General features: G+C 42.5%; 11 protein-coding genes. 2 read left to right on the top strand and 9 right to left on the bottom strand.

Features of this window, described 5'->3' with window-relative positions:
* Positions 1-3: 3 nt before the first annotated feature.
* Genes VC178_RS08275 through VC178_RS08265 form a run of 3 tightly spaced genes read right to left on the bottom strand, consistent with a single transcriptional unit; the run spans position 4 to position 1,578 of the window.
* Positions 4-408 carry a hypothetical protein gene (locus tag VC178_RS08275; RefSeq protein WP_323482182.1) on the bottom strand — a complete coding sequence of 135 codons (405 nt, stop codon included), beginning with the start codon at positions 406-408 and terminating at the stop codon, positions 4-6.
* Positions 405-647, bottom strand: a complete 243-nt coding sequence (locus tag VC178_RS08270) for a hypothetical protein (protein WP_323482181.1) — start codon at positions 645-647, stop codon at positions 405-407. Before VC178_RS08270 ends, VC178_RS08275 begins: the two co-directional genes overlap by 4 nt.
* Positions 637-1,578 (bottom strand): YdaU family protein, encoded by a 942-nt coding sequence (locus tag VC178_RS08265; RefSeq protein ID WP_323482180.1) that lies wholly within the window; start codon positions 1,576-1,578, stop codon positions 637-639. Before VC178_RS08265 ends, VC178_RS08270 begins: the two co-directional genes overlap by 11 nt.
* 551 nt (positions 1,579-2,129) lie before the next feature.
* On the opposite strand from VC178_RS08265, the gene VC178_RS08260 reads away from it, so the two are divergent.
* A complete protein-coding gene (locus tag VC178_RS08260; RefSeq protein ID WP_323482179.1) occupies positions 2,130-2,339 on the top strand; it encodes a helix-turn-helix transcriptional regulator in 210 nt (69 codons plus the stop codon).
* A gap of 442 nt (positions 2,340-2,781) precedes the next feature.
* On the top strand, positions 2,782-4,290 hold the full coding sequence (locus tag VC178_RS08255) for a DNA cytosine methyltransferase (RefSeq protein WP_323482178.1): 1,509 nt from the start codon (positions 2,782-2,784) through the stop codon (positions 4,288-4,290).
* Here the strand turns inward: VC178_RS08255 and VC178_RS08250 are convergent.
* From VC178_RS08250 to VC178_RS08225, 6 genes are read right to left on the bottom strand one after another with little or no spacing between them, the layout of a single operon-like run.
* Positions 4,287-6,080, bottom strand: coding sequence for an AIPR family protein (locus tag VC178_RS08250; protein WP_323482177.1), 1,794 nt, complete (start codon positions 6,078-6,080; stop codon positions 4,287-4,289). The genes VC178_RS08255 and VC178_RS08250 overlap by 4 nt on opposite strands.
* Entirely contained in the window at positions 6,080-7,075 is a 996-nt protein-coding gene (locus VC178_RS08245; RefSeq protein WP_323482176.1) for a PD-(D/E)XK motif protein, read from the bottom strand. The genes VC178_RS08250 and VC178_RS08245 overlap by 1 nt, the downstream gene beginning before the upstream one ends.
* Positions 7,062-9,950, bottom strand: a complete 2,889-nt coding sequence (locus VC178_RS08240) for a Z1 domain-containing protein (protein WP_323482175.1) — start codon at positions 9,948-9,950, stop codon at positions 7,062-7,064. Before VC178_RS08240 ends, VC178_RS08245 begins: the two co-directional genes overlap by 14 nt.
* Positions 9,951-9,959: 9 nt before the next feature.
* The gene (locus VC178_RS08235; protein ID WP_323482174.1) at positions 9,960-11,396 is read right to left on the bottom strand and encodes an ATP-binding protein; all 1,437 of its coding nucleotides are present in this window, start codon (positions 11,394-11,396) and stop codon (positions 9,960-9,962) included.
* 45 nt (positions 11,397-11,441) lie between these two features.
* Positions 11,442-13,490 carry a sigma-70 family RNA polymerase sigma factor gene (locus VC178_RS08230; RefSeq protein ID WP_323482173.1) on the bottom strand — a complete coding sequence of 683 codons (2,049 nt, stop codon included), beginning with the start codon at positions 13,488-13,490 and terminating at the stop codon, positions 11,442-11,444.
* Positions 13,491-13,539: 49 nt separating this feature from the next.
* Positions 13,540-14,235 carry a hypothetical protein gene (locus VC178_RS08225; protein ID WP_323482172.1) on the bottom strand — a complete coding sequence of 232 codons (696 nt, stop codon included), beginning with the start codon at positions 14,233-14,235 and terminating at the stop codon, positions 13,540-13,542.
* Positions 14,236-14,279 lie beyond the last annotated feature (44 nt).

Genomic DNA, 14,279 nt, shown 5'->3' with positions numbered 1-14,279 from the left:
GGGCTAGTGTTTTGCTTGGGCGGCTTGTTCCCACTCATCTATGCTCATAGCGCTTGGCACGACCAGAACTCCACTTTGTAGGGGTGCACCATCTTTACCTGTGTGCTCAATGGCAGATAAGCGGGGATGTACGTAAGGTGCAGCGTGCCTTCCTACGGTGGCAGCCATGTTCAGAAGCTTTATGCGAGCTTCATTTGCTAATGCTTTATCGCCAAGCTCCTCTTCTTGAACATTGCTAGCTTCTTCGTATAACTGGTGCATCACCTTCATCATGACCTCTAGAGGTGTGATCCCCTGGGTAGCAACAGCCTCAGCAATCTGGCGGGTACGCTTAGTTAGGCTGCCAGTCTTGCGACCGGCCCCCTGTCTTTTTCCACCCTTTGATTTCTTTTGATTGTTTTCAATCATGGGGTGACAGTTGGTTCTTTGATGAGCTTCAAAAGATGGGGTTGCAATGCGACTGAATCACCAATGGGCTCATCAAACTCAATGATGATTCGCTGGAATAAGTCATGACGGCTTTGGGCCCCGCGATGTTTGACCACGGTACCTACGCGCCCACTTGGGGTCTTCACCTTTGATCCAATGGGAAAGTCTTCCATGTCTAGGCGATCAATGACGCCAGCTATAGCGTGATTAGTTTGCATTGGGCTTCTCCATCGCTTCTGTGCGCTCTTTTCGCTTGTGTAGTTCGGCAAAGATTCGGGTTTTGAAGGATTCGTAGCTTTCAGAGCCTTGAGCCTTCATCGATAGCTCCCTGCCTTTGGCGTCTATGCCTTCATTAGTTTTCCACCAAGCCTCTTCTTCTGCGCTAGCCACTTCCACCTTCTTGCGCGCCCCTTTGAGTATGGCCAAGACATAGCCTGCGTTGATAGGGGCTGGGTTTGAGACTTTCATTCGGGTTTCCTTTGCTGTGGCAATCGCCTCTGCCACTTCGGCTTCCGTTACCCCGAGATTGACGATGTCTCGTATGCGATAGTCGTCTACGGGTATAGCTCTGCCCTCCTTGCTGATCATGGCCGCAAAGCTTTTGTATTTTTCGATACGCCCCTGAAAAAGTTTTTCTTCATCGGATAGCGTTGTTGGCTCTTGGGGAATTTTTTCCTTTTCACCCCCATTGTTTTGTTTGCCTGGTGTATGGAGATTGGTTACTGGTGACTGGTGTTTGGTGTCTGGTGAGCAATGCGTTCGCATTGCGGTCGCATTGCGAACGCATGCATTACTTGGGGTGATTTCTGGCTGGGATTCGTCCGATGGAAATGATTGCCATCTGCCTTCTGCGCTACGCCTAGCTTTAAGTTGCTTATCTTTGAAGCGGGCTATTTCATGGTCACAGCGCTCTTGTCGCCAGCCAGCATCAGTGGGGGTAAAAAATTCATTAAGAACGGAGACAACTGCATTTTTTTCTTCTTTTGATCGTGCATTGATCAATCTTTGCACCAACTTGATCTCGTTAGGTAGCGGTTTTTCTGTGGCGTAGTACTTTCTAATGAGGCGGCTATAGGTTGCATCCTCTATGAATGTAAGATGCGCAGTCGCTTCTGCGTAATCTCCAATGTGATGCTCGTAGTAATTCATCTCAATCTGTCTCCGTGTAGTTCTTTTTCTTGCGCACAATATTTTTTGCAAGAGATGAATCTAACAATCGGAAAGCGTATCGTCAAACGCGTTTTTTCTGAATTTTTCTTTAATTTATTTATTCATCATTTCGCTGTAATCCATGTTTGAGAAATTCGTGAGAATGATTTTCTTTATCTGAAGTGTTTGTTGATCTAAGTGTGTCCACCACTCTCTTTGCGCTATCAGAATCTTCTGACAAGGCTGTAGCCATTTATTTATATGGCTTGTGTCACTTCTATGAATAAATATTTTTTTGTAGTCAAAAATTAATATGCGTCTTCAAAGTGGGTATTGACTTTTAATTGACCACCAAAATTTCATTGACTACATTGCACTTCAGCAGCACACAAAATGATTCATAACAATACATAAATGGAGATTAAATTTAATGATGGCAATTCGCTTATACAGCTTGTATCGCTCGTATGGATATACAAAAATGAGTTCTGCAAAGATGGCGTTGCAGGTTTATCGTAAAAATGTAAAACGCGCCCGGTAAGGAAATAATCATGAATGACATCACATCTAGAGATATGAACGTGACCTTAATGCGAATTCCTCAGATTTTGAAAATGATGCCGATTTCTAAATCCAAATTTTGGCTCATGGTGCAGAAAGGTGAATTTCCAAAACCGATCAAAATTGGTAGGTCATCCTTTTGGACGTTTGAGCAAGTTCAGACTTTTATTGGGGAGAAGGCAAGACAATCCACCAATTGAAAAATGGCTATCTCCTCAGGTTAAGCTCATTAAATGAGCCAGTTAATTCATAAACTTTAAATACCTCGGGAGATAACATGCATGTGGAGCCGGCACACCAAAAATACGTAGTAAATGTATACAGCGATCAGTCGCCAATCAATAGTGAGCCTTGGAGAAAGCTGGGGGAATATGATCAGCTGCCTCCAGCCATCGAGGCCTGCAAGGGTGTAGTAGATAGATTTCTACAGAACCCAGCACTAAAGGGGCTCTGTACTCAATCTCTAATTCATCACTTCCTAAGTTATGGGGATGTGCCCTGCATCAATGGTGGCGAGAACCTAGGCATATTTGATGTTTACGAATATCTCAATACGAGATGCACTCGATTTAATAGTCAAATACCAGGTCTCCTTTAAAATTCTCAGACTGTGTTAACCTGGTCGAAACAGAAAAAATTCAAATGCCCCAATCAATACCCGTCATAGATCTATTTGCAGGACCAGGAGGTCTAGGTGAGGGGTTCTCATCGCTTAAGAAGCATGGGAAAAATGCTTTTCAATTAAAGCTCTCAGTTGAAAAGGAGCAAAGCGCACATCAAACATTGATGCTCAGGTCACTATTTAGATCATTTGGAAATAAAGTCCCTGATTCGTACTATGACTACATAACAGGGAATATTACCAAGCAAGAGTTTCACTCCGATAAACCAGTTGCAAGCCTTCTAGGCGAGGCAGCTAATGAGGCAAGAAATGAAACTTTAGGAGTCACCTCTACCAAAGATATTGATCAATGGATTAAGGCCGGCATTAAGGGCCACTCAAAGTGGGTCTTAATTGGCGGCCCGCCTTGCCAAGCTTATTCCCTAGCCGGCAGATCAAAGATGATGAACTCTGACCTAGAAAAATATGAATCTGATGCGCGCCATCTTCTCTATAAAGAATACTTACGCATCATTAAGGAGCACGAGCCCCCAGTCTTCATTATGGAGAATGTAAAAGGTATTCTTTCTTCAAAACTTGATGGCGAGCTAATTTTTAAAAAAATTGTTAAAGATCTCAGTAACCCAAAAAATGGATTGAAGTACGAGATCAGGTCACTTACCCTTGAAACTCCCTCAGAAGAACTTGAGCCCAAAGACTTCATTATTGAGTCTGAACGCTATGGAATTCCCCAGGCGAGACATAGAGTCATACTATTTGGAGTCAGAAAAGACTTAGCCAAGAAGAAACACCGCATCCTTCAGGAAGAGGATGAAATGGTGACCGTTAATGATGTATTGAAATCAATGCCGCATATACGAAGCAAACTCTCTCAAGAGAAAGATTCTTTGAAGGAGTGGTGCAAGACAGTACAAAGCACCAAATCAATGCTTAGTGGCTGGAATCCAGAACAGAAGAAAACTCTAATTGCTGAAATGGAGCGAAGTGCCCAGTTAAGTCTTGAAATAATGAGCGCTGGGGCAGCTTACCTGAAAGGTAAGCCAAGGGCACTAAAGAACTCTGAACTCAACGACTGGCTAATCGACCCGAGACTTAGTGGTGTGATTCAACACCAATCTAGATCGCATATGCGATCAGATATTCAAAGATACTTTCTTTTGTCTAACTACGCCAAGGTATTGGAAAGGTCGCCAAAAATTAGGGAGTTACCGCCTAAGTTGCTACCAGACCATCAGAACGCTAGCTCGGTTAACGCACCCTTTCAAGATCGATTTCGCGTACAACTAGGCGGCCATCCGAGCACAACTATCGTGTCCCACATTTCGAAGGATGGGCACTACTATATCCATCCAGACCCATCACAGGCACGTAGCTTAACCGTAAGAGAGGCTGCCAGACTACAAACATTTCCAGATAACTACTACTTTGAAGGAAACAAAACCTCTCAGTACGGTCAAGTCGGCAATGCAGTACCGCCATTGCTAGCTAAAAAAATTGCCGATATTGTTTACGCTTTTTTGGCCAATTAATTCAACTCTGGGATATTGTCTGCAGGCGGGGAATACTTGCCGTCTTTCACAGCTTCCCAACATTCAGATTTTTTAGCCCATTCAGAAATCATTCGACCCGCCGATGACTTATGAAGTGCGCTGTTAACTTCTCCAGCCCAAATTTTTAGCTGATTTCTAAGCTCCGAAGAGATATCCTGATTAGTCCACACTCGCTCAAAGTTAAATTTGCTTCCATGAAACTCGGATAGCATCGCAACTAGGTATGTTGCAACATTTCCCTGGAAGGCTGGAAACATAGGCCGTACCAACGCGCTAGTTTTCTTATAAATAATAGCCTTAGAAACCATATTTTTAAATTCCGAGACTGTTGGCATAGGCAAAGGATTTCCATCTAAACCAGTATTGATGTAGTCCATGAATTTCTCAAAATTCTTCTGTGAGCCCAAACTCACTAGATCTGGCCTTCTATCCCAAGTAAGCATATATTTCGCTAAATCAGTTTTAGTGATCTTTCTAGAAGATGGGATAACGTCAGTTTTAAGCACCTTAAGTTTTGCCGGGGTATTACCTTCACGTGTGAGTAAAGTGTTATAGCTCCCCGCTGCCCTTTCATAAAACCAACGCCCTATACCATTTGGGCAATATGTTGAGGATGCAAGCTTTTCAATCTCCACATGGAAGGGCTTATTGGCCGCCAAATCTGATTGCTTGACAGAGTTCTGACTATTCGCATATCTAGATATATCGGAAACCAACGATTCCTCGTCTTCAGGACTTGTAGACTTGAGAATAATAATTTTTGCAGGAATGCGGACGCTAGCTAAATTAATCTCAGGGAATTTCTTCTTGGAGAAATAGATAGATGCAGTTGTTTGGCCACCGTTAACAATCTGCATGCCCTTCAAACCCTTTATTCCGGGGCCGCCATCAGAAGTTTTGCCCAGCATAATTTCATCGGCAACTAAAACAATTCCATTGTTATAGGCCATAAATTTCTCAGGATCATTCCTTAATGTGTCTCTAATTCCTCGGTTAATTTTCCCTGTAGAGCTTAAGAATGAGCGTACGTTTGCCTCCAATAACCTCGGCCCATATTTTTCATAAATGAATCGGAGGGCATCGCCATTGATTACCGTCAAGGCATAGTCATAGTCATCTATCTGCCCCGGTACGTAGACACACGGTAGCGCAGTACCTGATACATCCTCAAAGTTAACAATTAATTCATCTCTAGGCTTACCCTCAGACCAATGCCTGAATAAGCGCTCAATATCCATGACTTCCAACTTAACTGTTTTTCCGCCAACCTCGCGGGACTTAAAGTTTTTGGACTTAGCCACCCGATCAGACAATACATACACTCTGATTTGCTCTAGGGATGAATAGCATTGCTCAATTGTTAACGCGAATGCATAGGCATCATGTGACTCATGCATTGTTGCAGCCAACTGGCCATCGGCACACTTTGCCAGAAATCTCAGGCATTGTTCAGCAGCTGTTTTAGTTTCAGTTTCGGAAATTTGTTGAATTTCTCTGGTGTCACTATAGAGACATACAAATAAGTCCAATTGCTCCATATCCTCAGAAAGTGAGAAGCCGGTTAAGCGCAAATTGGCATTTCCAACCTTACCTGAGTAATGACAAATTTCCGGATCGAAAGTCATGCCAATTTCTGACATATGCTCCATTACTTTTTCGGAAAATACCAACTCCGGAAAGGGAAATCCATCTTCATTTGATTTAATCCGGCCTTCAATTTCTTGATGAACCTCATCCTGCAGCTGATTTAAGAATTCTTGTAATTCCATTAAATGCTTACCCCTACTTTATTTAGTATTTCTTTTAAGTCTAACGCCTTGGCTGGCAAGGAACTAATATCTATTTCATATCTTGCAGATTTAATTAATGGATTGAGTAATTGCGGTGTCAATCTTGGAAAATCCTGATCAACTTCATACATCAAAGATTTCTCAATCACTAAAAGGCGGTCATAGGCGCCAGAATGCATATCTAAATACCCTGACCGTAATAATCTACTCTCAAAATTGCTTAGCAAGCTCAGATCCCCTCCTAGCTCAGTACGTATTTCATCGATAATCATTGGCAAAGATATCCCGGCAGGTGATATCCCCAATTTTTTTCCAACTAAGTAAAGGGGCTTATAGGTGCTGTCACTTAACTGATCCAATGAGCCTATCTTTGCAATAAACCCATCTTGCGAAACAGTGGATTTAACCTCAATAGCTCCAAAGCCAATATGGAAATCTTGCAGTCCATCAAGAGGACCATCCCAAGTTTTAATCGCTTCTTCTTTAAGCCCTAAATCAAGTAAATCTTTTAAAAAAGAGAGTTCGCCAAATAGACCGGTTTGACTTTCTATAGTGAGGCTTTGCCTCCCCTTCTTCATGAAATCCTGCCAAGCAGATACTCTATCCAAAAAAGAATGCAAAAGGACATCGCCCTTGGTCGCGCCCATAACCTCGAGCAGGCTAAAAAGGTTTTCTAGCATGGCAACATAAAGATCGGGACTTCCGTCCTCAGATTTAGCAAGGGCAATCCACTTCTTCCCCTCAACTTCTACGTGCTCAACTGAGAACCCCTTACCGCTTGGTAGCAACTCCGCTCTCGGCAACGTTGTTACCTCAAAGTTGAATATTGCTGCCTCCCTAGGCCCTGGAAATGCCATACCGGCCATCAAGCCACAGTTCGAAAAACTGGAGACGGGTATTACCTGCCAGCCATTTTGAGCCTTCGACGCCTCAAATGTTTTCCATGCATCTACAAATTCATTAATCAGCTTCACCAAATTCCTCCCAGAACAATTGATTCACCTGATACTCCACCTTAACGCCATCCTCACTTGCCTCAGTAGATGGAAAGCTGATTGCAAAGCCCATAACAGGATCTTTATAGCCAACATCCTCAAACATTGAATCTTTAATTGCATCATTGCTTGAATCAAGGGGGTAAAGAATCAACAATCCCTTATTAATAGGCGCATGTCCCTCATATCCAAAACCTTTGATTTTTCGAATCTGAATACCGCCCGGGATTTTTGGTGGAACCAGATTACTTCTAGCTGGATCTAACTGCCATGCTTTTTTAGTTGCTTCTAGGGCTGCCGACCATGCCGCTTCATCCAAATCAACCGCCTCATCACTAGGATCGGTTAAAACGCCAATTGAATATCTACCCTCGACACTTTTGTGTTTTCGAGTTTTCATGCTCTCAATCTTTAAGCCACTTTCGAATGTATATGCAGCACCGCTACCCTCACCCATCAATACAACATTCCAATCATTTAATTGGTCCGCAGCAGCTAATTTCTTAACAAAATTAGCAATCATTTGACTGTTAACCCTAGTCGATGTGGGATGAGACTCGTATTCACTCAAGAAGTCGACAATTTTTTTAGGCTCAACTCCTTCCCATAAATAGCTATTACGCAATTCTTCGATCTTGCCACCAGGGCGGCTCAACTTAATGCCTTTTTGAGTAGGCCCACCCATAGAGGTTATTAAATGATTTGTGGCAGCTAAATTCAACAGCTGCTTATCCTTTTCCTTAAAGAAGGCAATCGTTTGCAATAAGCTTCCGCTAAACGATAGGTAAAGCGTTTCTGCAGTTCTCATTTTTAGGGGTGATGTCACCATCAATACTGAATGTGACTTCACCTTAAGGCCGTAATCAAGTGGTGATCCACCACTTTCCACCATAAGATCAAACTCTTCCCTTAACTCTTCAGCTGCATCGGTTATGGCTGCAAACCATCCTATTAAATCCTGGGTTATATATAGACGACAAACATCTACATATCCAGGGCGATATCCAAACCATCGCCCCATCTGCATGAGGGTGTCGTACATTTTTGACGTACGAATGAAATAGCTCACACACAAACCTTCGAGGGTTAAACCCCTCGATAACTTATCGCCGCCAATTGCTATAACCTTTAGACCGGTCTGAGAATGTGTTGTGTAATCCAGCGCATCTTTGGCGCTACCATTGATCATCCTAACGCTGATATCAGACAAGACTCTTGGCAAGATATTCAGAACCTCATCCCAAGTTGGAAGTGTTTTAGATAATTCTAAATACTTATCTCTCGAGGCGATATCCTCAAATTCTTTATAGGTTGGGACATAGTCCGTTACCCACAAATCCTTTAGTGCAGCAATAACTTTTTCGTTGTCAATCTTCCAAGTTATTCTCTGCTTAATGTGGGCAACATATTTCTCAACTTGGTTGTATACGGCCTCTTGTACAAGATTGAATCTTGTTACATGAACCAACATTGACGAGTGCCTATCCTCTTGACCGCGTAAATATCTGACAGCGCAAGTCAAAAAGAAGGAATTCACGGCATTTTCAAGACTCTGGGGGATGCGATCTTCACCATTACATAACGGATGGTGATCCTTCTTATGCTTCAGGGGCATCCACTTGAGTTCTTCAGCTTCATCTTTGTAATTAATTGAACGTATAACTGGCATTCCACCAGTGCGCTCTTCCTCACCATGGAGACCAAATACTCTCGCAGGACCAATGTAATTTGATGGGGCAGCCAAATTCTTAATAAATGCAGATGGAAATAAGTCCTCACCCTCCTCAACGGTTTTATTTTTTCGATGAATGAAGATGTTCGCAAACGGCGTTGCGGTATATCCAACATATGCAGACTTTGAAAATGAATTAAGGATTTTTCGAATACCCGCATTGATTGCCTTGGGCTGATAATCCTCATCTAAAGTACCATCGGAATAATGAACCTGCTCCCCTGTGTCTACAGATGCATGGTCAGCCTCATCATCAATGATCATTAGGGGCAATTTAGATACATACTTACGCTGATTTTCATCCGTAGCATCAGCAACGTGATTCTTGATCCACATAAGAAGCCGATTTAATACAGTTTTGTTCTTTTTGACGACAAACAACCAGGGGCGCTCCTCAGGTCGATTTGCTAAATGGTTCGCCACCCTAGTATTGAAGTCTCCGTTATCGAGTCGGGTTGTAAAACAAGCTGGAGATAACTGCATGTCACTATCAATCTCGCCAACGCCCACACCAATAGGATTAGCTGGATCGCCACTAGAGGAAGTTTCATATCCAAGAAACCCCTCCTCTAGGCGTATCTGGGTCTGGGAACGCAAATTGTTATGCATGCCCGCTAAAACAATAATTAATTTATATCCGGCATCAGCAGCTTTTGCGACTAATGCCGTGTAATTGCTTGTCTTGCCAGATTGAACGTGCCCAACAACTAATCCACGGCGATCGAAACCGCCATCTCTTTTTGGATCAGCCAATAAATCTAAAATTTCATCTGTAGTTTTATCTAATTTTTCCACTGCAGGGGCTGAAATCTCCTGCTCTAACCAAGTCGCATATCGTTGCCAGTATTTCCAGTCCTGCTTTCTTTCAGCAGTAATCCACGGCTCACTTTTTTTATCCGAAATTGTTGAATCAGTTCCAATCCAGCGACTAAACCGTCTTATTAGCTCCTCAACAACCTCATGGACCTCTACCCCCTCAGCGAGAGAGGGGTCCATTGAAAATGCGAGCTTTATTTTTTCTTGGATGAGTGATGGGGTAATTAAGCTCTTGTCCTTAACCCTCATTAGAAGGGTTTGAGCAATATTAATTACGCCCGTTAAATTTTCTTTATTTGCGCTCATTTTTAAACTTTATAAGTTTGAAATTAAATTAGGGTAGTGATTAAAAGGCTCACTAGATAACAATGTCTTTTTTGCCAATTCAGAAGACATGCCGCGCCTTAAAGTTAAATCCTCAAATACTGCTGTGAGGACCTCTACTACGCCTTCAGATGGCTGCTCGGCAAAAGCTGTTCTTGGTGTCTCTTTTGCTTCTGCTGTATCAAGCCATATCTTTTGTACGGGGACGGTTTCTTCGATAATCCTGAGAAGCGCCTTAATTTGAGGACTTAATTCCCCAGAAGACTCCATGATGGATTTAATGGCTGGGTGATCCGTATCAATTCGATAGCGGATTCCACCCTTAAATACCTCAGATCTCCACGCATTGTGTATCTCCTCTTTGGGAGTACTCTTGTTATAAAGGCCGCGATGCGCAAAAACCCTTCTCGCCTTTGCTCTTGTATCTTCAGCAATTTTTATTAGCAGTGGCCTAATTGAAAGCGGTGGTCGCGCTATAGATTTTCGAATATCAATCTTCCAATCAATATCCGATGTATTTGTAATATCAACCGATATTCTGGCAAGCCTATGCGACTCTTCCCTTGTCCATGCCCGTCGACCGCCTAAACCCAACCAGCCGCCGGATACCAGAAGTCTATCGCTCCGATATACATAGAATCCTTGCTGCGAATTCCATCCGTCTGGCCCGCCCCAGCGCTCGTATTCTTCCGCAGTTAGCTGGTCGTTGTGAGGTAACACATAGCCCCTAATCTTAACGATCCCAGAAGGCGTTTTATATGGCACTTCAGGCGATGCCATAGTAAAAGAGTTATTGCTCATAAACGGATCCCAAGGCTTGACTGGCACATCATTGATTGTCAATTTAAGCCTAGGATGGGATCCTTCTATAAAGCGATGAAAAATCATGCCCAAAGTCTGGTCAACTTTTTCTATCAAATCTAGATACTCTTGCTCAGAAAAACCGGGGGTGACGATGCGGTCCATTACCTCCCACAAAACCACAGTGCCATGAGTGGTTGGCATATTTTCGACTATCAAACCGCTAGAGCTGGGATCAGCGCCCTCCAATAAATGCCAGCCCCCATCAGCATTGTTGGCTAGATAGTCCAAATCCCAACGCAAGCAACTTAAAACGCCGTTCTTTGTTGAGCCAACCGTCAGTCGCCTGCACTGCGAAAAGGACGCCGACTTTAATCCAATCCCAAATCTCCCTAGATCATTTGGCTTTCTTTGAGAAGTTGGATTCTTATCTCCCAAGCGCATTGCCAATTCGAGCTCGGCATCACTCATACCGTCACCATCATCTATGACCAGAATGGAGCTCCCCAAGTCATTCCAAATGAACTTTAGAGAAATATTCTTAGCGCCAGCCGAAATTGAATTATCAATAATGTCCGCAAGCGCAGCACCTGTGGAGTATCCCAAGCCTCGCAATGTTTCTATCATTGCAGATGCATTTGGAGGTGCCGACCTAAATTTGTTTATCTGCATTTACGCTTCCAATACTTTCTTTTCAGAGAATAATCCCAAATGCCTCAATGCCGATGGGCCTTGAAGCCTTTTCAGTACCTTAACCTCAATCTGCCTAATTCTCTCTCTAGTTACCCCATAAAGCTCACCAACTTCATCAAGAGTCAGTGGGGATCCGTCATACCAGCCGAACCGTAATTTAATAACTGAAACCTCTTTTCGATCCATATTTTTAAATATAGATTCAAATGATCTTCTCAGCATCCAGTTAGATAGCCCAACGCCATCTTCATAAGCCGGGAATCCATAAGATTCAAGTCGCTCAATATCCTCCGAGTCCTCAGAATCAATAGAGATCATTGTAAATTTTGCGTTTTTCACCCTTTTAATTCTTACTTCTGAGATATCCAACATCTCAGCTATCTTTTTATTCCTTAGTGGAAGAGGTATATCCATAAGGCCACGCTCTGCACGATCAACTTTATTCAATAGCTCCCCAACATGAACTGGAAGCCGAATCTCCCTTGACTTATCCTGGACCATACGACTAACAGCTTGACGAATCCACCAAGTGGCGTAGGTAGTAAATCGGAATCCTCTTTTGTATTCGAATCTTTCTGCAGCCTTAATTAATCCAACGAAACCTTCCTGCACGAGATCTGAAAATGGAAGATCGCTATATCTATAAGCCCTAGATAAGTGAGAAACAAGCCTTAAGTTTGATGTAACTAATTTATTACGAGCGCTTAAAGAGCACTCAATATGAAAAGCTAAAACCGGGTCTTGTAAGTACCCTTCAAAAATTAGATTTTGTATGTATTTAAAATTAATGTTGAGCTTGCGTAGATGATCTCGAATTTGAGCTTGGATTGCATCCGTCATATCAAGCTCAACTAGCTCTATAAATTCTTTTATCTGGGGATCTATTGCAGAAATTTCATCAGACTCCTCCTCTTCGGAATCTTCGAGGGGCATTGAAATTTGGCCGGGAGTTAAGTCACCCTCCCCCTCATCCTCCACCACAACCACCTCAGAAATTATCTCTTCGCGATCTAATAGTCCACTCAAGACTTTTCTTAAATCTTCGGCAATGATTTTTATCGCCGATGTGTTTCCGGCAAGAGTCTTAATGGATTCTTCATAACTGCTATCAATCTTTTTGCCAAGATCAATTTCCTCTTCATGTGTAAGTAGATCCCCTCCACCTAGTGGAATACTCAAGCTCCGATAAAACCATGACTCATCCTGAAGGTTATTATCTATAAGGTAAACAAGCTGATCGTAGAGGTCCTCCAAATGATCATCTTCGGCCAGAGCTTCAGAAACTCTATCAAGACAGATTGAATCCTGTATCTTGAATTCCAAATCTTCAAAAGCTAGTACTAGTGAGTCTAGCAATACCTCATCAAGCTCTTCATGCTCGTCTAAGGCAATTCTTTCCAATAAAGATATTGGAATTGCCCCATTTAAATGGCCAAGATAAATTGCCTCCTTTACAAGCGCTTTATCGGAAACTGATAGTTGCTCCTTTCTTCTTCGCCAGGCGACTTTCCCCGGCAAATCTATTTGGACCTCTGCCCACTCCTCATCCCTATCAATAGGCTTATGCGAGAGGATTTTTACCTGAATCTTATTAGACTCAACACCAATATTAACTTCATGTGACGGCAATAGAATTTCAGCATCCTCTACCCAGCCACTCAAATCGAATGGCTCAGAATCTATCTGAACCTCAACAAGCTCGACCGACCCTAAGGATGGGGCCGTTAAGACTCCAGCAACATCAGAAAAGCCTGCATTTATAGCGAGATCTGCAGCATTCTGTTGGTCATAGTTCTTAATGCTAGGATCAGCGCCAAGTGACAATAGAAGGTTTACGGCATCTAGGTTCCCCTTTCTAGCCGCATACATTAATACAGTTAAACCGTCTTTATCTTGAGCATTTATAGAATCGCCACGGCTAATCCTATTATTAATTGCTGCCGTGACATTTCCAAGGGCGGCAAATTTCAATAGGGAACTAAATCCCAATTGCCTTGACTCTGCCCCCTCAAAAATACCGTCTACCAAAATGAAATCATTCCAATTTATATATTTATTATTAGATGATAGTGAATAACTATCGCAGATTTACATTTTTGGAGGAATGGCAAGAATCACAGTAATAATGGCCTTCAAACTCCCAAGATTTAAGACCGAGCTTCTTTGTGCACCAATAGCAATATAAATTTGATGATGGCACAAATTCAGCATCCACTTTCTTCCAATTTAGAGCTTTGACTCTTTGTTTACTAGACTCCGTCTTTTTCTTATTGGCGGAGTATTTTTTGGCGGCTACCTTTGCCCTTCTTTTTGGGGATTTATTAGCAACAACTCTTTTTTTTCGCCTCGTTTGACGAGTTTTTTGGATTCCTAAAATATGTAAAAAAATTATGAATAAAAACTCAAAAAATGCACCGACCGACCGAATAGTTAAATCTAAATATTGGAGATAACTATTGATATTAACTTTTATTAAAGCTTTATCACCACCCAATTTATGACCGGCGGGATTTACCTTGCTATCTTGAGAACCCTTATTAGCGGCTCCATCTTTACTTTTTAATATCTTCGACTCTTCTACCTTCTGCGAAGACTGAATGTGAATATCTGACCAATCCTCATCCCTATCAACTAATATATGCTCAGAAATTCTTAACTGAATTACCTTCTGATCGCTATAGACACTCTCTTCATGTTTGGGCAAGGTTGATCCTTCCGCAGACTCCCAGACGAGTCCACCCAATTCCTCTTCTCCCCGATTTACTGTATTCATCTGTATATAGTGTCATAAATTAGTAGCTCGTTAGATGAGCCACT

This window comes from Polynucleobacter sp. AP-Sanab-80-C2 (assembly GCF_035012965.1).
Classification (GTDB): domain Bacteria; phylum Pseudomonadota; class Gammaproteobacteria; order Burkholderiales; family Burkholderiaceae; genus Polynucleobacter.
This window is presented reverse-complemented; position numbering and strand designations above follow the sequence as displayed.

Excerpts from the sequence above, each read along its gene's own strand:
- VC178_RS08275 (WP_323482182.1), bottom strand. The coding sequence starts at position 408 with ATGATTGAAAACAATCAAAAGAAATCAAAGGGTGGAAAAAGACAGGGG.
- VC178_RS08270 (WP_323482181.1), bottom strand. The coding sequence starts at position 647 with ATGCAAACTAATCACGCTATAGCTGGCGTCATTGATCGCCTAGACATG.
- VC178_RS08265 (WP_323482180.1), bottom strand. The coding sequence starts at position 1,578 with ATGAATTACTACGAGCATCACATTGGAGATTACGCAGAAGCGACTGCG.
- VC178_RS08260 (WP_323482179.1), top strand. The coding sequence starts at position 2,130 with ATGAATGACATCACATCTAGAGATATGAACGTGACCTTAATGCGAATT.
- VC178_RS08255 (WP_323482178.1), top strand. The coding sequence starts at position 2,782 with ATGCCCCAATCAATACCCGTCATAGATCTATTTGCAGGACCAGGAGGT.
- VC178_RS08250 (WP_323482177.1), bottom strand. The coding sequence starts at position 6,080 with ATGGAATTACAAGAATTCTTAAATCAGCTGCAGGATGAGGTTCATCAA.
- VC178_RS08240 (WP_323482175.1), bottom strand. The coding sequence starts at position 9,950 with ATGAGCGCAAATAAAGAAAATTTAACGGGCGTAATTAATATTGCTCAA.
- VC178_RS08235 (WP_323482174.1), bottom strand. The coding sequence starts at position 11,396 with ATGATAGAAACATTGCGAGGCTTGGGATACTCCACAGGTGCTGCGCTT.
- VC178_RS08225 (WP_323482172.1), bottom strand. The coding sequence starts at position 14,235 with ATGAATACAGTAAATCGGGGAGAAGAGGAATTGGGTGGACTCGTCTGG.